Genomic DNA, 20406 nt, shown 5'->3' with positions numbered 1-20406 from the left:
GCTACACCCGTTTCGCACGGGGCAGAAGAGCCTTTTTTGAGTTGACGGCAAACGGCCATGTCGTGAGTCTCCTATGAGTTTCGTGAGCAGTGGCCCCGGCTTAGTAGGGCCGGGGCTGTTTCGTCTAGGATAGGCTTAGTAAGCGGCCAGCATCAGGTCCGATGACATCACCTTCACGTCCATTTTGAACATGGCGCGCAGGTGGGTTTCCCGGTCCTTGCGGTCATAGAAGGCATCGACCTCGGTAGCCGCGTCGTAGCTGTCGAAGCCGGCGCGCAGGTTGCGGCGCGTGGTCAGAAGAGCGCGGTGCGGCAAGTCGATTTTGCCGTTCAGCTTGAAGTCAGCCTTCAGGATTTTGTCGAGGTCCTTGATCTTGATGATCGGAATGTCGCGGAAGGTGGGCGCCACCAGGCGACCTTCCTGGAGCTCCCAGCTCACCTGCACCTTGTCGTTCGACTCACGGTAGTCCTGCCAGTTCTTGGCAATGGAGCTGGTGACCAGCAGAATCTTGTCATCGGCATCCTCCAGGTCGCCTTCGGCGGCATTGTCGAGGGCCTTGAAGATTTTGTAGGACTCGCCGGCGGGCAACTCCTGATCGGCCGACTGGTTGGCCGTGATTTCGTAGGCGCGGTTGTCGGCACCGGCGGCAATGACCTGCTTGAAGGCCCCATCGACGGCGTTGTAGTTCTTTACATCATCGGCACCTTTGGTCAGCTGGGCCGCCGTGATGGTTTTGTCGCCCATCAGGGCGAAGCGGTAGATGTCGCGACGGATGGCCGAGATGAACTGCTCCTGCACGAACTCATTCCAGTAATCCACCGTCTGCTCGGTACCGGCATCACCGGGCACCAGGTTGCCGGTTTTGATGCGGATCAGGGCATTTTGCAGGTCGTCCCGCTTGTAGCCCACGTCCAGACCCCAGGCCATGAAGGTGCGGTCCAGGTCGGTAGCGCACTCCTTGATCCAGGCCAGCATGGGCATGGGGTCCCAGGTGAGCTTGTCGAAGGGGATGCGGGGCGTCGAGGGCTGCGCACCGCAACCGGGGTCGAGGTGGGTCACCTTCTCGAAGCGGCCCACGAAGGGCACATCCATCTTGGCTTTGATGCCGTCCTCAATGACCATGATGGCATTGAGCTCCGGATCTTCCTGAATGAACTTGAGAATGAAGGCCCGGAACTCTTCCGGACCGTAGAAGGGCGCGTTACCCGTCACCCAGGCGTAATCGAGAATCTTGTCAGCCATCGCTGTAGTTGAAAATGAACGTGTAGAAAAGAGAATGCCTGGGCGCAGGCAAAGGCGGATGCTGGATTAGAGGCGACGGGTTTGCTTCTGCTTTTCGGCGCGGCGGTCCGCAGCCGATTGGCCTGTGGCAATGGTGGTATTCTTGCCTTGCTGCGAGGCTGTGATAACTGAATCAGGCTCGACGATGCCTGTGCTGCCTGTTGCAGCAGCAATCGTGTTCAGCCGATTGTTGGTGGCTGCCGTGGTAGCGGCTACTGTTTGCTTGATTCCTTTCACCTCATTGGCCAGATTCGTGATGGCTGCCAGCACCTGGCCCATCGTCTCATCCTGTTCAGCGCTGGCTGTTGCTTCTACCGTGGGAACTATAGCGGAAATGAGTTCAGCCGTGACGGTGATGGTATGGCCATCGGTCAGCACGTAGTCTCCGTCGGCTACTGGGTCAGAAGGCGAATCGGGGGCCGTTACCTTGTCGCCCACTTCGTAGGTGGTCCGGTCGCCTGTTTCGATGGTGAGTTGCCCTTTATCCGACTCCACGGCCAGCGCCGTCGTCGCGCTAGAAGTATCGGTGGCGGTAGGAGCCAGAGCGGTAACGGGTTTGTTTGCCCCGGCAACAGCCAGGGTCATAGCCGCGAGGGCTGCAGTGAATTTGGACATGAGCGTTTGCGCCCAGCTGGGCGTATCATCGGTGGAAGAAGCGGGAGAAGCTGCCAGGATAGGCAGCGTGGCCAAGGCCGTCACGGGTTTGAGCACGAGCGTGGCAAAGCCCAAGGCCAGCATATCCGAGGGCGAAACATTCTTTTCCTCGGCCATGCGGGCAGCAATCACCTCGGCAGCTTGCCCAGTGCGCTCCACGCTGATATCAATCATTTTCTGCTGAGCAGCCAGCATATCGTCGGCCCACTGTTGGGCCTGGGCAGGAGTAGCCCCCTCACAACCACCACGGGGCAGGTGAATCAGGCATTCGGTATGCTCGTGGATCAAGCGCGTCGAGCCAGCCAGAAAAACAATCGTGGCAATACTGGAGCACTGCCCGATGGCTTCGGTGGTAACCGTGATGTCGGGGCCCAGGGTGCGTAGCTTGTCGTAGATGCCGAGGCCCTTATCAAGCCGGCCGCCGGGCGAGTTAATCAGCACGCGCACCGAGTCGTAGGGCCTCTGCCATTCAAGCTGGGAGAGAACATCTTCCAGCGTTGTATACGGCCAGGCGTCCCCAGCCTCGCTGGAGTCACCGACAATTGGGCCACTAATAAGAACCTTCGCTTCAGACATGCTACGAAGGTCTGTGTACTATTCCGCGAACGTTGAACTACTGTATCATCATTCTGATACAGTTAGTTATCTTGGCGACGTATTTTCATTTTCGCACTGCTTATGCGCCATTTTGCTCTCTTGCTTCTTCTTGCACTTCCTTCTTTGGCTACTGCTCAAAAGGAGCTACCGAAGCATAAAGAGCCTAAGCAATCTAAGTTTGACCCTGATGTGTGGAATGTGACCTATAATGATGGGTTGCCAATTATGTATGCTCAGGCCAAGGAGATAGACCAACAGATAAGCAAGGATGCAGCCTTGAAAATGTGGGATGCGGAACGTATTGCTCAGGAGCGAGCTAAAATACCTGGCGGTGGTTACGTGCTGGTGATGCTCACTCGCAACAAACTAGAAAAGGCTGACCCGCATAATCTTACAATTATCATTCAAGATCCTGATGGGAAAGAGATAAAGCGTGTGGAGCCAGAGTCAGCCACTCCTTCAGCGCGGGCATCAGGACAGTATGTGATTTATTCTACTACTGTACCGGTGCCACTTGATGCACCACTACTCCCAGGTTCGAAAGTATTTGTAGCGGACTCTTTCGAGCACCTTCGCTTTGAATACATTGTTAAGCCTCAGTAGTCTTTTCCATACCAGCAATTGCCCTGTACACTGAGGGAACGGATATTTCCATTTCAGCAGCGACCTGACGCACGGCACCGGCGTTGTCCTCATAATAGCGCATAGACGCCCTTAAGGTCTGCCAGCGAAGGTAAACATCACGATATGCATAGGTGCGCACATTGATGCACCCGCTTCGATAGAGTGCAACCAACTGCCCTTTTTCATCCAGTTGGTTTAAAATATCAATGACTTTCATCGGTCAGCTCTTCTTTCATTGGTGGCCACCTTGTTCTGCTTTTCGCGCAACTCGGTGATATTAAGATTTGGTGCAGGCAAGGCTTTGTTTGCAGCATAGAAGCCAGGCACTACTTTATCGGCAATGGCTTGGGCCAGCTGCTCATAGTCGATTTGGCCCCCTCCGAAGCGGCCCGACATTTGAGCCATATAGCTGGCATCGTAACGAACTACGCCGCCATCTGCCAGCCGAGCCAAGGTAGAGCGGGGCATTGGGTCTCGATAACCAAATGATTTTCCGCCACCGGCTACGTTGAGGAAAGACAGTAGAGGGCCGAATTTGCGGACTGCCTCAGCCGTCATGACTGCCTCGCCATCCGAAAGCATGGCTGGGACAAGATCGTCCTTTGGGCCTCCAGGACCACGGACCATACCTCCATCAGCAAAGGCTAATACTTTGGCGGTAGCGAATGCAGCTTTTGCTACCGCAATACCAGAAAGTATAGCAGCCTGCGAAATACCAGCAATGCCAGCAGTTGGAATGTTTAAGGGGTTTGCCGAAGCATTTTTCGCAATGGCTGAAAGCTCCACAGCCAGATTGATGCTGATTTCGGCTAATGCTGCTGCTTTCTTCAGCGCCAAAGCCGCTTGCCCAGCCGCAGTTTCTTGACCAAAAGCCTGAATAACAAGATCTGCTGCCTCCCCAGCGGTAGCGGCAACGGCCAAACGCACCTGATTTTCTTGCTGGGCAATGGCTTCCTTGCGTGCTAATTCCTTTTCAAGCGTCTGTATGCTTTGAGTGGATTGTGTTTCCTGCTCGGCTACTGTTTCTCGACTGTAATCCTGCTGCACCACGATGCGAGCCGCGGTACCAGCCCGCTCGATAGCCTCCAGTGCGGCTTCATGCTGGGCCTTGGTTATTTGACCAGCCGCGTACTGCTGGTTGGTAAGGGTGCGCTGTTGAGTTAAGTTGTTTTCCAGATTAGTTAACGACTGCTGATACTCCAGATCGGCTTGCTGCTTGGCTGCTTCCGCTCGGAAACGAGCCTCCTGCGCAGCCTGCTGCTCGGCACTTTGGCGCCGGTCAATGCCGGCCAGGTTAGCAGCCAGTTCGGCCTGTATGGCCTGGGCCTTCAGCAGAAACTCTTCTTGGCTGCCTTCCCGGGCCCGGGCCAGCTGGGTGGCAATAGCAATCTGCTGCGACTCGGCAGCCTGCTCGCGTAGCTTCTGCAGGTGGTCCCGGTTCAACTGCTCGATATCGGCCCGGTACTTCTCCTCGATTGCCTTTTTCCGACTGGCCGTCAGGTCCGCTTCCGACAACTCCAAGGCCCGCTGCTTGCCCAGCTTGGCTTTCTGGAGCTGCAATTCCTGCTCACTGCCGACGACAACCTTTTGCAGGCGGGCATCAATCTGGGCTATTTCCAGATTCAGGAAGTCCTGCCGCAGTTTGCGCAGCTTCTCTTCGACTTCTTTTTGCAGGGAGAAACGCGTGGTAATAAACTCGTTTTGCTTCCCCGCCGCGTCCTCCTGAATATCGGCCAGCTCGTTTTCCGCTTCCTTCAACTCCTGGTACCGTTCCCGGCTGACCTTATCCCGGCCGCCCTCCTGGGCAATCTGGGCCGCCAGCAGCTGCACCCGACGGCGGGCCAGATCGACCAGCGTGGCTTCACGCTGCATGTCCAACTTGAAGGCCTCCTCATTGGCTTGCTTGCGCACGGCCAGGGAGTTGAATTCATTATCCCGGATGTTCTTGAGCCGCTCTACCTGGTTGAGGAGCTTCTTATTGGTATCGATGTTGTCATCCGTGTCGCGCTGCAGCTGGCGCTCGACGGCGGCCAGCCGTTCACCTGCGGCGGCGGCCGCATCCAGCTCAGCCCCGAAGGCCCGGATTTTAGCCGAGGCATTGGCTACCCCCGTACCGGCCTGCACAAAGCCGTCGGCAATCTTGGTCACATTACCCGTTTTGATGCCGTCGATGATGACGCCGATGGATTTGAGCCGGTTGAGCAGGTTCGTCTCGATGAAATCGACCAGATCAATTAGGCCCTGCTTGGGGTTGGTCACGGCCTTGAACAGTATCTCCCCAAACCCGGTAACGGCCAGATTTACGACGGCGAAAATGCCCTTGAGTGCGCCCATTTTCTTAGCCAGGAAGTCGGCCCCAGACTGGGTTTTGCTCAGGAAGTTGAACAGCACGGCCAGCCCGGCGATTACCAGAAAGATGGGAATAGCTAGCATGGCCACGCGCAGGGTAGAGGAGGCCGCCGCTCCTTGACCCATAGCCAGCGTTGCCAGCTCCTGGGCCTTCGTGTAGGTTTGTTGGGCCGCTTCGAGCTTGCTCATGGCACCGCCGAAGAGGTCACTGTCTTTGGCTGCGCTAACCAGCTCACCACCCACCCCCTTCAGCGCATCGGCATAGTTGCCCACGTTACGGCGGGTGTCACCCACCTTGCCCTCTAGTACTTTCAACTCATCGGAGAGGGCCCGGGTACGTGCCTGCAGGGCTTTACCTGCTTCCGAGTTTTCTCGTTCTACTTCGCTGAGACTATTCCAGCTAGCCGTCGTCAAGGCTAACTCCGCACGCAATTGGTTGATCGAGCCCTCTGCTTCACTAGTGACCGTGTTGAGGCTATCCAACTGCTTGGTAGCAGCAGCCTGTTCCTTGGTTTGGGCGCGAAGCAACTCGCTCAAGCGCTGGGCCTCGATGCCATACTCCTTTTCCGAGACGCTGCCATTCTTGAAGTCTGCTGTGAGCAGCTTCTGCATTTCCCGCGTCTTGGCAATTTCGGTGGTGAGGCCGCGCTGCTGGGTGCGCACCTTCTGCATCTCCGCCTTTAGCTGTTCGCTTGAAAGCCGGACTTCGAAAAGAACGGTTTCGGTGTTGTTTTGAGCCATACCCCGAACCTACCGCACAAAAAAAACCACTGCAATTGCAGTGGCCCCATTTCGTCGCGAAGATTGATTAAAACGTCGCGTGATATAGTTTATGAGTAAATTAGACTTTAACCTTAGGATAAGTGCTTGTAATATCCAGCAAGTTAATGGTTGGATTTGGTTTATGTGCCATTAGTGTGGAAGAGGCAAGTTCGCTAGTTTGGCATAATGGCTGACAATACGAAAAAATCCTTATAAGCGCTAAAGACCTATTGGGAGTGGGAGCAGTAACAACTAAGCTCAGCTAATACATACTAGAGCTATGCGGCAGTGATATAAGGCATAAGATCAATGCAAAACACATGTTCTAGAGCTGTTGCAAAGCTCACATACTCTTTATGTGAAGAAAGTATTAATAGCATACTGTCCTTGCCAACAGTGTCAAATATTAGTTTTATTCTATTAATTTGTTTTTTTCGTTCCTCAACCAATTCAAACTTATTAAATCCCAAATATTTAATAAGATTATCTGCTTCGCAATCATCCAACCTGACAACCTCAAATGTATTGGTTGCAATGTTGTATGTTATTCTATTAGTAATATCAGGTGATGATGGTAGTAAAATTGGCAAGTATGGACCTATTTTCTTTGGCTTATGTGAATTCATCCATGGCAGCGTTGCATACCAATTCATATATCCATCCTCTTGTGTTTTCTTCAAACGAGGGTCGAAATGCTCAATATGCGCTTCATCAATCTTACATATATATTTCTCCGAGTAGGCACAAAAACAGTATTGCTCGCGTAATAAAGACGACTTTATCTTAATTCTATCACTAGACGTTTCATATGATAAATTTTCAATGACTATATCTGAATTAACCAGTTTATTCAGGTACTTCATTTTTAGATTGAATTTTGGTTGAAATTATACAACGTACCAATGGTCATATATTCTTGCAGTAACTCCATTTGTCTTATTTGATCACTTTCATTTTTAATTAATAGGCTTAGTTCAATGTATCGCTCCCATTTACTCAAGCCCTCTCTTCCTAATAAACTTCTAATGCCAAAATCTTTTACAAGAATATCATTAGGGTCATCTCCTACTGGAGTTACACCTCGCTTGCTGATAATTTTACCATATTCATCAAAATCTAGAACGAGCCTTTCGTTAGCATCAAACTGTGCAGCCACAATAGGGCTATGTGTCGATACAAATAGCTGTGTATTATGGGTTATTCTAGTATACAAATCAATCAAATCATATAAAAGGTCTGGAAACAAGCTATTCTCTGGCTCATCAAGCAATAGATAGCCTTGTTGTATTTCTCTGCCAAAATATAAAGAGAACACATGTCCTAGCTTAAAAATAAAATTTCGTATACCTGTACTAAGTCTACTGTAGCTTATATTATCGCCGGTAGATCGAATTTTTATATATGCTTTCAAATTATCATTGAGTTGCACAGGGTTGTTTGCGCTCTGGATATCGAAAATCAAACCACCCTTTTCAAGAATGTTATTCCATAATTTCGAAAGTTCTTCTAAAATCTTTGGGTTTGTTTTTTCAAAATCTAGATTTACTTCTCTTACAGTTCTGTCTAGATTTGCTTCCATATTCCTGAATACTGTCAGGTCACTTTCGCGCTTCTTTATTAAATATATTATTGTTTTCCAAAAATTCGTCACTGTTTCTGAAGATACTACATGCTTGTATGGAGTTGTATGAAAAAGGCTTAATGCTTCATTTACACTAGTCTCAGGAACATCGTCCAAAGTTTTGTAAGTATTTTGATGTGTCTCAGCAGGTACAGTAATTAGTAATTTGTTTAAAACTTTGGGAGTTAAAAAATTAGCATGTTCAGACATGGGTAATTCGAATCGTACAAAATAGCTTTCTGATACTTGAAAAGCTAAATCATCAGATGACATTAAGTCAAGGATCTTGTTTTCATAATCGCTTATTGTTTCTATTTCTTGCGAAAATATCCTGCGACTTTTGCGGTTATGTCGCAAGTTACTGCCATAGTGTATGTAAAATATCTTTTCATTGCTCTGTATTTTAGCCACGCAAGAACCGGCTGGCCGAGTAGCATTAGAGGCAACAGTGTTATCGTGTATTACTTCCTCTATAATTTGAAGTAATGTTGACTTTCCTGTTCCATTTTTGCCAATAAAGCATAACTTATTCAATGGTTTACCCTTCATAGGCCCTTCTGAATATGTTAGGTCAAGAACAAACCTTTTAAATTGCTGGAAATCTCCTATATATAATTTCAATAAGTAAACCATGTCAAGACAAGTATTGGTCAAAAGTTTTTTTTGAATTGGGTGTCCTCGTGTATCACGATAAGCTTAAGCCATTATTATTGGCTAAAGTGCTTATATGTACTATACATTCAAGGTTGATTTAGCCCAAGTTTCTCAATTACATATTCGCTTATTCCCCTATTTGCTGCTGTCGCTAAGTGGGCCAGCTTGGCATACTCCTCATCAGTAAGAGATAGTGTGCGGTTCCGCTTGTGTCGAGCTGGGTCTTTAGGTGGGCGGCCCTGCCGCTTGGGTTGCTGTTCCATAATATCGAAGGTACAATAAATCATTTATTCCCATTGTAAAAAACATTGCACAAATGTTTTTTACAATGGCAAAAATTAGCTGTATTTGATCCATCAACAAGACAAAAGAGGCCAACCCCGGCAAGGGATGACCTCCTGCGAAAAACAGCCCCGGCAAAGGCCATTATTTATTTACACACCCCAAAGGTGCGCAAACTGCAACCAACGCAACCGCCCACGCGGCACCCCGACTTTCCAATCCTGAAGTAGCCAACCTATCTTTACCTTCAGAACGTCAACCGCAGCAACTCCACCGGCGTAGAGGCGTCGGCCTCTTCCCAATTGTCGATTTTATTGCAGTAGAAGTAGCTGCCTTCCGTTTCCAACCACACGGGCTGGAGCTGGCTGAAATCCATGACCTGCTGCGCGCTCAGGCGCACGGAGGGCTTGAGTATCAGGGGGCGGGCATACACAGCCCGCAGGTGCTGGTAGTAGGAGGGGAGCAGGTCAGCCGCGAAGTCCAGGCCGGCAAACGTGGTGATACGGGGCCGGATAACGGCCGAGGCCTGACCATCCTCCAAGGTCACGGTACGCGTCTGGTTGGTCTGCACGACCAGACGCGGCGTCGGCGTCTGCTTGTCATATACCGGGGTTACCACCGCTGTCCCCCGCCGCCGAAAGAAGGGCCGCCGCTTCTCGTCGTAGACAATTTCCACCGACACTTCCCCTTCACGCACCTTGTAGGTAGGCAGCAAGAGCAGCCCGCTTTCTGAAACGACCGTTGCTGCCCACGGCAGGGTCAGCACATCCTGGGTCCGCTCGAGCGTGGTGTCATTGCAGGCCAAGAAACCATTGCCCAGCTCGCTGGAGCCGTCCAGATTGGTCTCATCCTTCTTCCAGCGAAACCAGTTTTGCTGGGCCACGCCGGGCAGATGGAAGAGCCGCGGCGCGGGCTCGTCGGCATCGATGCGCGGCTGCCAGTCCGGAGCCCGGCTCAGGCCCGCTACGAGAGCCGGGCCCGTGGGTGTGAAGTGTACCGTGCGGGTGTAAGGGTCGGTTTGCTGGGTAAGCCCGAAAAGGCCGATGATGGCTTTGACAAAATCCTGCTGGGAGAGGTCGGGCAGCAGGTCCTGCAGCCGAACGCGGCCCCCGGGCGGAAAGTCCGGCAGCACTTCCACCGTGAAGTGGTCCAGCGTCAGCACGTTGCCGTTGACGGCATACACTACCCCATTGAAGGCTTCGAAACCCCACTTGGCCAGCACGCCCTCGCCCGGGCTGAGCTTGATGCGCACGTGCAGCTCCTCGCCGGCCTGCAGCAGGAAGCGGTTCAGGTTCACTGACGGCGAAACCGTCGTGTGGCCGGCCCCTTTCTTACTCTCAGTCAGCGTACCGCCGGCCAGCTCTTTCGAGCCCATGTAGAAGAAGAGTTGGGCCCGGCCGCTACCGTAGGGCGAATCCAGAATGACGTTGGTCAGAGCGCTGGCATTGACGTAGCAGGGCTCCAGCGCCTTCCAGGTGCGCGTGACGGGGTTATAGATGCCCTTGGCCGTTGGGGCGGCATAGCCGTATTTCGCATCCACCGAGTCGTAGGGCACGGTAAAGATGATTTCCTCCCGTCCTTCGTAGGCGTTGCCGTACTGGGCGTTGCCCGGGCCAATCCCGGCTCGGAGCTTGCGGGCCTTCCGGAACGCTTCCCCATAGCCGGCCATCACGGTGGTGGGCAGCAGTAGCCGGTCAAAGAGCTCGGGCAGTGGCCCGGCCCACCGGTAGCCCGACTCAGCAAAGAGCTGCTCCCAGACGGCGCGCACGTACACGCTGGGGAATACGTCATCGGTGAACAGGTGCACCTTGTCGCCCTCGGCGGGACCGCCTTTGCCCCGGTCGTAGAGGTCGTACACGTAGCCCTGCTTCCAGGAAGTATGGCCTGCACCGGTGACGGCCTGGGCATGCAGCCAGTCGTGCTCCGTCGATTCGGGGAAGGTCAACTCCTGCAGCTTCTTGCCCTCGATAGCCGCATAGAACGGCTCATTGCCGCCCACGACCTGCGCTTCGAAGCCCTTGCCTGTCTCGTGCTGCTCGACAATGGCCACGGCATTGGGCAGTACTTCCAGGCTGTTGGACTCCAGCGTACAGGGAAGCAGCTGGTAGGGCAGCTCCGTCAATGCGGGCCCGTGCTGCGCCTGTTCCAGGGCCGCACGCACCTCGGGCGTGTCGGCTAGGTTCAACGTCGACGAGTAGTCGCTTTGCACCGAGTTTACCTTCAGCAGGTTGTTGGCCTGCACCGTCACGCCGACGCGCTGCTCAGCAGTCAGCGGCAAGCGGCGGCCATCGGCTAAAACCAGAGCAGCTGCCATTACACGCGGGTCAAAGGATTACGCGGACGCAGCACGACTTCCACATCGAAAGTGGTGCGGTTGTCCGACGACGTGCGGCCGGCCGGGGCGGCCGTCACCAACACAGCGGTGAGCTGGCCGGACGCTTCCTGCATATATACCTGGGGGGAATCCAGCAACGTGGTCAGCGTGGCATGCTGGGCTGGGGTTAGATTGCCGGCCCGGAGCAACAGCTTGTCGACGCCGCCCCGGCGCAGCAGTAGGGTCGGCCCCTGCTCAGGCCGAAATACGGTACCGGCTTCTGGTACTGTGGTGGGGTCCATGTCGCCATCGAAAAGCCACGGTTCCCAGTTGCCCAGCGGGCTGAGCCAGCGCAGGTAGACGCCGTGCGCAGGGCAAGACGGGCGTAGCTGCAAGGTGTAGGGTTGCGTCATACCACGAAACTCCCACCATCTTGATACCCGACAAAATGCGCAGGGCCCGAAACGTCGCGGAGCTGGCCCAATCCGTCGCGCAACTTGCTGAGCACCCAAAAAAGCCGCCAGGGTGGACTGGCGGCTTAATTTGAGAGGGGCACATTTGGCGCTATGCGGGAGCTGAAAAGTCTACAATCGTCACGGCCGCCAGGGAAATATCCTCGATGCGGCACCCCTGCCACAGCCAAGCAATGGTGGGTGTCATCACAATGCTCGGGCCGGTTTCCATCCGATATTTTTCCACCGACAACACCACGTCCTGGGCGCGGGTGGCACCCTCTAGGAGCAGGATGGTGCGGGTCTGCTCATAGACAATGCGCAGGTACTTGCCCACTAAGGCCCGCGGGTCAAAGGCCGGGCTGTTGTTGACCGTGAACATATTGGCGCCTACATCGACCTGGCCCGCTGAACTGCTCACCTTCACATAAGTACCGAAGTGGATATCCTCCAAATCGTTGCTGTAGTTGGGCGTACCGGAGCGCGCTCCATACAGGAACTGGTTTACTCCCTGGTTGGCGTACTGGCCATCCGTTTCGGGGCCAATGAGCTGAGCAATGTCCACCAGCTTGAAGCGCTGATAGGCAATAATCGGGTGCTGGGTGTTATCCCGCCAGCCGTAGCGGTGCTTGGCAAAGCGAGGCTGGGTGCTCCCGTTGCCACCTACAAAGCCGGTAGCGGTAATCGTGTTGGTGTTCGTGACCGTGATACCCTGCGTGGCCGTAATTTCCTGCTTACGGACGTGCAGGTACGGATAATCCGGGTCGGCATCAGACACAACCACCTCGCACTGCAGATCCGCGTTGGCCAGGGTCTGGGCCTTGGTGTTAGCGTCAGCCAGGTTCACCGTGCTGAAGGCCTGACGTACCACGTCGGGGCCCGTGGTACCCGCCCCACACGAGGCCGTTTTCCGCTCAGATACCCATGTTTTGGTGATGGTTTCTCCCATCCACAGGGCCACCATCTGCTGCGCGCGCAGCACGTGGCTGGGGAAGTCGTAGTGGTGCTTTTCCGGCTCGTCCTGCAGATTCATGCCCTCGGCATCCCATACCAGCACGTTGTGGCGGGTATAGGTCGCAGCAAACTGGGCGATGTTCACGCGGGCCTGGGCCACGTTGTGGAAATCCGTCTGCGTTTTGGGCAACACTACAATCAGGTCGCAGCCATCGGGCAGCCCCACGTCGTCGGTGAAGTTGTCCGTCCACTCCGTTGCCGTTGGAATCCAGTTATCCAGGTCAGCCCAGGTTTCCCCCTGCCAGATACCTAGCTTGATGTTTTCTGGAAGCAGTTGACCACCCGCCGCTACGAAAGCCTCCTTGGTTTCAATCGACGCTGACACGGCACTGTTGTAGTAGTAGGTATCAGGCGCCGTTTTCGCGAAATCGGTAATCGGGCTGCCGTTTTTCCAACGGTTGTTGTAGAACAGCTTGCCCGTGCTCCGCTTCTCGAACTCAATAGCCAGTAGTTCAGCACCTCCAATCAGCGCTAGCTCCGCCTCCGAAGCGGTATAGCAACGGCCATTGCTGCGGCTGATGGGCTCAATTGCCTGTGTCGTTTCATTGAAGAGGAAAGCGCGAGTGCGCGGCGTTTGCATGGCTGTGTACTCGGTCTCGAACTGCCCGGCCGGGCGCGTGTCCATCCGTCCCAGCGTGCTGCCATTGCTCTGGCTGATGGTCAGGGCCAGAATGGTTTTGTTATAGGTCGAGGGCACCGCCTGGGTCGTGGCGTTAACTTTTACCGAGTAGGGAGAATCCGCGTTTGCACCGGTGCCCAGGGCCTTTACCCGGTAGTGGCGGGGCGAAGAGGCTGGCAGGCCGCCGTGGGTGTAGTTGGTGCTGGTATTGCGGTAGATTTCGGTATAACTGCCATTGGCAGTCAGGGCCGCCTCCAGTGCATAGCCGGTGGCGTTGGGCACAGGGGACCAAGCTATCGAAATAGCCGAGCTGCTAATAGCTGTAGCCTGTACGTTTTGCGGGGCCGGTAGCGCCGTGGCTACGGCGGCCTGAATCGTGATGCTCACGGCGGCCGTGTTGGTCAGGCCAGCCCCGTCGAGGGCCTTGGCCGTGATGATGAATGCGCCGGGCGTATTGGGCACGGTGATGCTGGCCGTGTACTGGTTGCCGTTTTTGACACCAGGCGCCAGCAAAGCCCCCGCCGCGTTATAGAATTCTACGCTGCTTACGGACACATCATCGGTGGCCGTGGCCGACAGAGGCAGTGAGGTACCGGCCGTAACGGTGGCCCCTGCAGCCGGCGAGCTGATACTCACCACCGGCGCGGTGTTGGCCGGCGTAGCGGCCTGAATGGTAATGTTGACCGTAGCCGTATTAGTCAGACCGGCCCCATCTGTTGCCTTGGCTGTAATACCAAAGGTGCCCGGCGTATTCGGTACCGTGATAGTGGCCGTGTACTGGTTGCCGTTTTTCGTGCCGGGGGCCAGCACCACGCCGCCGGCGTTGAGAAAGTCCACACTGCTCACCGACACGTCATCGGTGGCCACGGCCACCAGGTTCAGCAGCGTGCCCGCCGTGGCCGTGGCGCCGGCGACAGGTGTAGAAATAGCAACCACCGGATTCTGGTTGGTGGGTGCTGTCCCGAGGCCGCCACCGATGGCCGCCCCAATCAGGCGCCATTTTCCCCTTACTTTCTTGTAATGGGTGGCTGTTTTATCCGTGGTGTTGACGTAAATCCACAGGTTGCCCTCGCTGCCCAGCTCATTTTCGGGGGCGTAGGTTTCCAGGAAGGTGACAACGCCATCCTTCCCATCTTTCCCATCGAAGTAGTCCCGGTTTTTAACGGGGGTATACCCAGGCTGGCCCTTCAGGTTCAAGCGTAGGACGTAGGCTCCGTTCACTTTCTGATACTCGTCTCCGGTCAGCGTGTTGCGGTACAGGTCGTTATTGACGCCCAGCGTATTGAGCGGCACCCCAGAACCATAGCGCAGGGCCGCGGCCTGCGACACCTGCAGCGTGCACAGGTCGGCCACCAGGACAGCCTGACGGGTGAGCAGGGCGCCCAGCACCGGGCCGCCGACATTGGCCCCGGGCTGGAGGGTGTTGCCTAGGTCGAGGCTGAGCTGCACTAGTTCGGCCTGAATCTGGGCGGCCGTTTTTATTTCCAGAGTTTGGTCCATTAGCGGAAATCGTTATCAGAGAGATCAGAAATATTGAAGTCGTGCGCGGTGGCGGGTGGATCCACGGGGCCGGCTTCCACACAGCTGCCTGCGTAGGCGCGGTCGGTATCCGTGAGCCGGAAGGTGACGGTAGCGGCACAAGGCAGCACGTTTGCGGGCAAGGGAATGCGGGTGACGCCGGCGGGTAGCTGGCGGGCCACGACCAGCGTTTTGATTTCCAATTCGGCCCCGGCGGCATCCCGGTACACGAACTCGGCAAACAGGTCCGCTTCGCGCGCATCCGGCAGCCACACGGTCACCTCCTGTGGTAGGCCCACCCATTGCACTGCTTGCCCCGAGGGGAAGGCCATCACCAAGTAGGCCGGATCCTGCGCAGAGGCCACATACAGGTTGGGGTTGTTCTCATCGAAAGGCCCAATGGGAAGCGCACACAGCGCAGCCCGCTGCAGGCCTGGCGGTGCTACCCAGTCGGCAACCCCAAGCGCATCTACCTCCCGGTAGCGGTAGCGGAAATCCAGAAAGGCGGCCCGGTCGGGCGTGACAATGCCCTGGGGGTAGGCTAGCTCGGGCCGTAGCTGGGCATGCAGTAGCGTTGAGACATCCACTACTTCCGTCAGTTGCCGGGCTGTCTTGCGCAGGCGTGCAAAGGGCTGCTCATCTCCCTCGCGGGTCAGCTCTACCTCTACATGCAGGCCAAAGCGGGCCTCGTTATTCGTGTCGGTCAGGCTCGTAACGGGCGTGGCCAGCAAGGCCGGGCGGGGCAGTAAGCCCCCCACAGCGTGCCAGCGGGTTGCCGGCAGCGGATCTGGATCTTCCACCGGCGGTACAAAAGCCGTGATGGTGTAGTCCACGGAGGCCTGGCATCCGTTGGCATCCGTCACGTTGAGCCGATACGCGCCGGACTTGAGGTTGTAGAGCTGAAACGGCCCGGGGGTAAAGGCCCCGGTCAGAAACTCGGTTGTGTTATCCGCAAGCTGCGTTATCGAGACCGTGAAGCTGATCGCCTCAGTGGAAATGATAACCCGCAGCCCACCCAGGTCGCCGGTTTGAGTAGGCTGGTAGACCTGCAGGCCCGACACGGAGAGCGAGCAGTCGACGTAACCGCATTCGACGCTGTTGGCCTCGGCGGTGAAGGTGGCAAACGGCTTGTCCAGTGAGGCCCGAAACAGCACCTTGGTGTTGTTCGCCTCGCAGACGAAGGTAATCTCTTCTCCATCCTCGAAGCCTAGCTCCTCGGCTGTTACTACTGGCTTATTGACCGCACCACCTCCGTTGTAGTAGTGCATAATTTTGCGCGGGCTGCCGGCTTCATAGTACACGTCGTACAGGCCTCCGTCAGCGGCTTCGAAGTCGAAGAGCTTCTCCCCCGGGCGCGGGTCAACGGGTTCACCACCGCCGCCCCCGGTATCGACGTTGATGATAAAGCTGATTTCCCGCCGGGAATTGGCCGCGTCCTTAAAGTACACCATGCGGCTGCCGTTGGGGTAGCTCAGTGTGTAGGGGCTGGTAATCGGGTCGCCGTAGTTGATATCATTGGGCGAATACCGAACCGGCGGGTTATCGGTGGTAAAGGAGAAAGTAACGGCAGCCCCGTTGACCATCTTGCTTACCTCCAGGGTGTCAGCGCTGGGTGCTGCGCAGGCAGTGGCCGTCGCATCAACGATCAGGTAGGCATGCGGGGCCGCGTTCTGCGCATAGATGGCAATGCCGGTGGTTTCCTCGCAGAACTGTTCCAGCACCACAGCTCCCGGAGCAACGTTGTAGCCACCATCCGGCGGCCCGGAAGGGGTGAGGCGGGGCCGGTCAGGGTCAATCTTGGCATCTACGAACGTGATGCGCCGCGGCGGGCCCGCATCATAGTAGACCGAGCGTTCCGTGTTGTAGGCTTCCCAGCGCAGGCCAAAGAGATAGAGCATGGTTCTTAGTAGGCAGTAGAAGAGGTGAAGCCGGAAAGCACCTCCGAGCGAATAGAGCGGCGCACTTCCCCGCCCAGGGCCAGCCGTAGCCGGTCCTTGCTGGCGGCCAGCACGTCGCGCAGTGTGCCCGTAGGCTTGCCGAAGCGTGGATCCTCCCCGCGAGACAGGCGGGTACCGCGGCGCAGAATGGTAGTGGCCACGGCCCAGGGGTTGGCGTCCGAGCCGCGGGCCTGCAGCCAGGCGGTGATGTCGGCCACCATGGCCCGGCCGGGCTTGGCCTTGGGGTCGGCCGCCGGCCCGCTGCCCTCCTCCAGCGCCCCGATGTGGGAGGGACCGTAGAGCCGGGCCAGCTCGGGCGCGGACTCATGGCGTAGGGCGGCAATCGTGCGCCCCGTCGCCCGCTGACCCTTGGACGTAATGGCCTGGCCCAGCTCCTGCTGGGTGCGGTTGATTTCGGTATGGAGCAGCTGGGCCAGATTCATCCCTTAGCAGCGGCTGGCCCGCTCGGCGGGCGTGAGGTCGAGCTGCATCACCACGCCATCCAGGTTGGCGTCGAAGGCGTTGTAGCTGCTGACGATGTTGCGGGCCACCACCTTCGACAGGGCTGGGTGCTTCTCCAGAGCGGCCAGCAGGGCAAAGGCATCCGTGAGCAGCTCGTCCATGCGCGGCAGGCGCGTATGTGCATCATCGGTGAGCTTCGAGTAGGCAAACACACTGACGGTAGCCTGAAACGTGACCGTGGTGCGCTGTCCGAACTTGTTGACAGCAGGCGTGACCAGCATCTTATCCTCCACCAGCACCACGCGCTCCGTGGGCGTGAGCTGGTCGACAACGATGTTCTGCTCCTCCTGCTCGCCATGGGCGAAATGGCAGCCGGGAATGGCCTGCTCGGCGCAGGCACGCAGGGTTGGGATGGGGTACTGCATTTTATCGTTTCTGTTGCCGCTCCTGCTGCAAGTGCACTTGGTGGCGGTAGTAGGCTTTGTGGTTTTCCAGCTCGATCATGGTGTTGACCTCGGCCCAGCTCAGCTGGTAGAAGTAGTTCCAGCGGGTCTTGTCGCCGCCGGCCAGCGCATCCACGACGGCCAGCGTATCCCACTCCTGGCTGAACTGCCCGATGTTGGCCGCTCGCTCGGCCTGGCTGAGGGGGATGCGTTTGAGCTGGGCGGCGTGGGCGCGTCGGATGCGGTCGAACTCGGCAAAAAAAAATCCGTGAGCGGCAGCGCCTCCCGCAAGGGTACCTGGCCGCAGAGAATCTCTACCTCAGCCACCTTGTCCGTATCGTAGCCCGTACCATGGTAGGCGGGCTGCAGGATGGTAGCCAGCACCCGCAAGCGCAGGGCGGGTACGTCCTGGCCCAGTTCCTGAATGGCTGCTCCGATATCGGCGGCCTGACCAAAGCTCAGATCTTCCAACGTGTCGAGTACAGGCACCTCCACTTCGCCCAGCAGCAACTCAGTTGGCCGCACCCAGGCTTCACGGGTGGGCATCGGCTCGGAGAGGAACAAAACAGACGCCAGGGCCCGGCTCAGCTGCTTAGGTGCAGTGGTGAGCAGATCCGCAGGGGAGGAGCCCGCCAGCACCGAGAGGCAATCCTGGATGGTGGCACCCTCACCGAGGGCAGCCAGGCCGGCGGCTTGGCTTAGGGTAACAGCGCCCCACTCAGTGGGCAAGGTGTGTAGTGCGAGCATAGGCTTAACGGCGGCGGGTTGTGCCGAAGGATTGGAAGTGCGTGATGGGCGCCGCCCGGGGCTTGCCCAGGACATTCAGGACCACGTAGCGCAGCGGGTCAATGCAGTGGTTGAAAGCGTCGACGGGCTCATTGGTGGCTTTGCCCGTGGTGCGGTCTACTCGCCATTTGTAGTTGCTGAGCTCCTTGCGCAGGTGGGTGCTGCGGCGGGTGACGTTGAGGTGGTAGCGCTTCAGGATATCAAGGCCGTTGCTCACCGAATCGGCGCCCTTCACGGCCCCTTCAATTTTCGAGAAGCCCAGGCGCCGTAGCTCCTCGATGCTCTTGGGCTCGGCCGAGTCGGCAATGGTCACTTTCAGCGTGGCCGCTGGGTCTTCGGCCAGCAGGCGCCGGTGGATATCCGGATTGGTCAGGCCTTCCTCGTAGAGCACTTCATCTACCCACAGCTCGCCACCGGACAGGTACACGTCGATGGCCGTGGTCGGGTCATTGGTGAAGCCAAAGTCAATGCCGCGGCCCAAGAAGCGGGCCCCGGCCGGGATGTCCTCGTAATTGCACAGGCTCCAGTTGCGCAGCACCAGGCCCTCGATCTTGCCTGTCTTGCCCCGGGCGTACACGCGCCACAGTTCCAGATCCTTCTCCTTGAGGCCCTCAATCTTGGCCCGTTGCTTCTCCAGCAGGAACGGGTTCTGCCGGTGGTCACTGATCAGCAGCTCGACGCCCGACCGCCCGATGATTTCCTCATGCACCCAGAACTCGGCGTTGGGGTTGTAGTCAATAAAGGCCTGCTCCTTCGTGCGCAGCTCCAACTCGTCAAAAATGGGCTTGATGACGCCTTGGGCTTCGTTGACGAAGAGGAAGTCCCGCTTACCACTCTTGGCATCCTGGGCGTCCGTGTAGCTCTTGAACTCCATCACGCACCCGTTATGGAATTCGAAGATGCGCTCCGACTTATTGTAGGACTTGATCAGGCTCTGCAGCTCAGGGGTGTTGTTGTAGATGTCCAGGGCATCCCGCAGCGCGCCGGCCTTGAGGTTAGGAATGTCCTGCCCGACGACGGTGCACACTTTGCGGCGCCGCTCGGAGAGCTTCTGAAACAGGACCTGCAGAATGGCGTACGTCTTGCCCGACGACGTGCCGCCCTGATTCACCAGCGTTTCGGCGCTGCTGTTGTAGTTCTCCACGAAAAGCTGGCCGGACTTAAACATCATCAATGTCCTTTTCCGAGCGCGCAATGGGCGGGCCGGTGTTGATGATTTCCGTCTTGGTGTTGATGACCGCTACCGCACGGCTCTGCTCATTGTCCTTCTCGTAGGCTCCTTTGATGCGGGCCAGCTTGTCCAGTGCACCATCCACATCACGCATTTCCAGGCCGGTGCCGTTGGTAGTTTCCTTGATGGATTTCGCCAGGTCCAGCACGCCCAGCTTTTGAGCCTTCACTAAGTCCAGCTCCAGCCGCTCCTCAAACTTCTGTGGCCCGTCAACCAAACGAGTCGCCTCGGGATTGCGCTCCAAGGCCATTTCCCACTCCAGAATACGCAGCTGCATCCGACGGACTTTGCCTTCGGATTTGTCCATGTATTGTGACAACTCTTCTCCCTGGTACCCTAGCACCTGCGCAGCCCGGGGCGCATACGCCCGTTCGTAGGCAATGGCCTCCTGCTCCTGCTCGATGGCCAGCGACAGATGCTGCGGGACTTTGTTTTCGACCTCCACCAGCTTCAGCGTGTAAAAGTCGTCGAGGCTGGCCCGACTCACCCGATCCCAACGGTGGGCAATTTCCTCGGTGCTGGGCCCTACATCCTTCAGCTTCTCACCGAAGGCTTTGCGGATGTTAGCATTTGTTAGCAAGCGGTGGGCCTCCACCCGAACGCCGGTGCCCGTGTAACCCGCCTTCAGCGCAGCTGCCGTGGCCGAAATATTGGGGTCCGCACAGATAGCATTGACGAAAGCTTTCTGCTTCGGCGTCAATTTCTGGAAGGCGGTTTTCTCGGCGGAGGTGGACATACCACGAAACTCCAACCATCCCGAGTGGGTACAAAACGTCCATAGACCGAAACGTCGCGGAGGTGGGGTA

The 20406-nt window shown here is 56.6% G+C and carries 17 protein-coding genes; 1 reads left to right on the top strand and 16 read right to left on the bottom strand.

Going from position 1 to position 20406, the window contains the following annotated elements; genetic code table 11:
- Window positions 1–135 precede the first annotated feature (135 nt).
- Complete coding sequence (locus E5K02_RS09815) at window positions 136–1242, bottom strand: hypothetical protein (protein WP_135394475.1); 1107 nt, start codon at window positions 1240–1242, stop codon at window positions 136–138.
- Window positions 1243–1308: 66 nt separating this feature from the next.
- Window positions 1309–2511 (bottom strand): ATP-dependent Clp protease proteolytic subunit, encoded by a 1203-nt coding sequence (locus tag E5K02_RS09810; protein WP_135394473.1) that lies wholly within the window; start codon window positions 2509–2511, stop codon window positions 1309–1311.
- A gap of 102 nt (window positions 2512–2613) precedes the next feature.
- Between E5K02_RS09810 and E5K02_RS09805 the strand changes: the two genes are divergently transcribed.
- Window positions 2614–3135 carry a hypothetical protein gene (locus tag E5K02_RS09805; RefSeq protein ID WP_135394471.1) on the top strand — a complete coding sequence of 174 codons (522 nt, stop codon included), beginning with the start codon at window positions 2614–2616 and terminating at the stop codon, window positions 3133–3135.
- Here the strand turns inward: E5K02_RS09805 and E5K02_RS09800 are convergent.
- From E5K02_RS09800 to E5K02_RS09740, 14 genes are all read right to left on the bottom strand, one after another.
- Complete coding sequence (locus tag E5K02_RS09800) at window positions 3122–3373, bottom strand: hypothetical protein (protein ID WP_135394469.1); 252 nt, start codon at window positions 3371–3373, stop codon at window positions 3122–3124. The two genes, E5K02_RS09805 and E5K02_RS09800, sit on opposite strands and share 14 nt — an antisense overlap.
- Window positions 3370–6246, bottom strand: a complete 2877-nt coding sequence (locus E5K02_RS09795; RefSeq protein ID WP_167856342.1) for a coiled-coil domain-containing protein — start codon at window positions 6244–6246, stop codon at window positions 3370–3372. Before E5K02_RS09795 ends, E5K02_RS09800 begins: the two co-directional genes overlap by 4 nt.
- Before the next feature lie 299 nt (window positions 6247–6545).
- Window positions 6546–7130 carry an HNH endonuclease family protein gene (locus E5K02_RS09790; protein WP_135394465.1) on the bottom strand — a complete coding sequence of 195 codons (585 nt, stop codon included), beginning with the start codon at window positions 7128–7130 and terminating at the stop codon, window positions 6546–6548.
- A 2-nt stretch (window positions 7131–7132) separates the two neighbouring features.
- Window positions 7133–8521 (bottom strand): AAA family ATPase, encoded by a 1389-nt coding sequence (locus E5K02_RS09785; protein ID WP_135394463.1) that lies wholly within the window; start codon window positions 8519–8521, stop codon window positions 7133–7135.
- Window positions 8522–9071: 550 nt separating this feature from the next.
- The gene (locus E5K02_RS09780) at window positions 9072–11138 is read right to left on the bottom strand and encodes a hypothetical protein (protein WP_135394461.1); all 2067 of its coding nucleotides are present in this window, start codon (window positions 11136–11138) and stop codon (window positions 9072–9074) included.
- Window positions 11138–11551, bottom strand: a complete 414-nt coding sequence (locus tag E5K02_RS09775; RefSeq protein WP_135394459.1) for a hypothetical protein — start codon at window positions 11549–11551, stop codon at window positions 11138–11140. The genes E5K02_RS09780 and E5K02_RS09775 overlap by 1 nt, the downstream gene beginning before the upstream one ends.
- A 151-nt stretch (window positions 11552–11702) precedes the next feature.
- Window positions 11703–14723 carry an Ig-like domain-containing protein gene (locus tag E5K02_RS09770; RefSeq protein ID WP_135394457.1) on the bottom strand — a complete coding sequence of 1007 codons (3021 nt, stop codon included), beginning with the start codon at window positions 14721–14723 and terminating at the stop codon, window positions 11703–11705.
- A complete protein-coding gene (locus E5K02_RS09765; RefSeq protein WP_135394455.1) occupies window positions 14723–16639 on the bottom strand; it encodes a hypothetical protein in 1917 nt (638 codons plus the stop codon). Before E5K02_RS09765 ends, E5K02_RS09770 begins: the two co-directional genes overlap by 1 nt.
- Before the next feature lie 5 nt (window positions 16640–16644).
- Complete coding sequence (locus E5K02_RS09760; RefSeq protein WP_135394453.1) at window positions 16645–17121, bottom strand: hypothetical protein; 477 nt, start codon at window positions 17119–17121, stop codon at window positions 16645–16647.
- Window positions 17122–17124: 3 nt separating this feature from the next.
- Window positions 17125–17565: a hypothetical protein gene (locus tag E5K02_RS09755; RefSeq protein ID WP_135394451.1), complete on the bottom strand. Its 441-nt coding sequence runs from the start codon at window positions 17563–17565 to the stop codon at window positions 17125–17127.
- Window position 17566: 1 nt separating this feature from the next.
- Window positions 17567–17719, bottom strand: a complete 153-nt coding sequence (locus E5K02_RS25500) for a hypothetical protein (protein WP_167856341.1) — start codon at window positions 17717–17719, stop codon at window positions 17567–17569.
- The gene (locus tag E5K02_RS09750; protein ID WP_135394449.1) at window positions 17665–18330 is read right to left on the bottom strand and encodes a hypothetical protein; all 666 of its coding nucleotides are present in this window, start codon (window positions 18328–18330) and stop codon (window positions 17665–17667) included. Before E5K02_RS09750 ends, E5K02_RS25500 begins: the two co-directional genes overlap by 55 nt.
- 4 nt (window positions 18331–18334) lie before the next feature.
- Window positions 18335–19540, bottom strand: a complete 1206-nt coding sequence (locus E5K02_RS09745; RefSeq protein ID WP_135394447.1) for a PBSX family phage terminase large subunit — start codon at window positions 19538–19540, stop codon at window positions 18335–18337.
- Entirely contained in the window at window positions 19530–20336 is an 807-nt protein-coding gene (locus tag E5K02_RS09740; RefSeq protein WP_135394445.1) for a terminase small subunit, read from the bottom strand. Before E5K02_RS09740 ends, E5K02_RS09745 begins: the two co-directional genes overlap by 11 nt.
- Window positions 20337–20406: the final 70 nt, after the last annotated feature.

This window comes from Hymenobacter metallicola, assembly GCF_004745645.1.
GTDB lineage: Bacteria > Bacteroidota > Bacteroidia > Cytophagales > Hymenobacteraceae > Hymenobacter > Hymenobacter metallicola.
This window is presented reverse-complemented; position numbering and strand designations above follow the sequence as displayed.

Excerpts from the sequence above, each read along its gene's own strand:
- E5K02_RS09800 (WP_135394469.1), bottom strand. The coding sequence starts at position 3,373 with ATGAAAGTCATTGATATTTTAAACCAACTGGATGAAAAAGGGCAGTTG.
- E5K02_RS09790 (WP_135394465.1), bottom strand. The coding sequence starts at position 7,130 with ATGAAGTACCTGAATAAACTGGTTAATTCAGATATAGTCATTGAAAAT.
- E5K02_RS09765 (WP_135394455.1), bottom strand. The coding sequence starts at position 16,639 with ATGCTCTATCTCTTTGGCCTGCGCTGGGAAGCCTACAACACGGAACGC.
- E5K02_RS09770 (WP_135394457.1), bottom strand. The coding sequence starts at position 14,723 with ATGGACCAAACTCTGGAAATAAAAACGGCCGCCCAGATTCAGGCCGAA.
- E5K02_RS09750 (WP_135394449.1), bottom strand. The coding sequence starts at position 18,330 with ATGCTCGCACTACACACCTTGCCCACTGAGTGGGGCGCTGTTACCCTA.
- E5K02_RS09755 (WP_135394451.1), bottom strand. The coding sequence starts at position 17,565 with ATGCAGTACCCCATCCCAACCCTGCGTGCCTGCGCCGAGCAGGCCATT.
- E5K02_RS09760 (WP_135394453.1), bottom strand. The coding sequence starts at position 17,121 with ATGAATCTGGCCCAGCTGCTCCATACCGAAATCAACCGCACCCAGCAG.
- E5K02_RS09815 (WP_135394475.1), bottom strand. The coding sequence starts at position 1,242 with ATGGCTGACAAGATTCTCGATTACGCCTGGGTGACGGGTAACGCGCCC.
- E5K02_RS09795 (WP_167856342.1), bottom strand. The coding sequence starts at position 6,246 with ATGGCTCAAAACAACACCGAAACCGTTCTTTTCGAAGTCCGGCTTTCA.
- E5K02_RS09805 (WP_135394471.1), top strand. The coding sequence starts at position 2,614 with ATGCGCCATTTTGCTCTCTTGCTTCTTCTTGCACTTCCTTCTTTGGCT.
- E5K02_RS09810 (WP_135394473.1), bottom strand. The coding sequence starts at position 2,511 with ATGTCTGAAGCGAAGGTTCTTATTAGTGGCCCAATTGTCGGTGACTCC.
- E5K02_RS09785 (WP_135394463.1), bottom strand. The coding sequence starts at position 8,521 with ATGGTTTACTTATTGAAATTATATATAGGAGATTTCCAGCAATTTAAA.
- E5K02_RS09745 (WP_135394447.1), bottom strand. The coding sequence starts at position 19,540 with ATGATGTTTAAGTCCGGCCAGCTTTTCGTGGAGAACTACAACAGCAGC.
- E5K02_RS09780 (WP_135394461.1), bottom strand. The coding sequence starts at position 11,138 with ATGGCAGCTGCTCTGGTTTTAGCCGATGGCCGCCGCTTGCCGCTGACT.
- E5K02_RS09740 (WP_135394445.1), bottom strand. The coding sequence starts at position 20,336 with ATGTCCACCTCCGCCGAGAAAACCGCCTTCCAGAAATTGACGCCGAAG.
- E5K02_RS09775 (WP_135394459.1), bottom strand. The coding sequence starts at position 11,551 with ATGACGCAACCCTACACCTTGCAGCTACGCCCGTCTTGCCCTGCGCAC.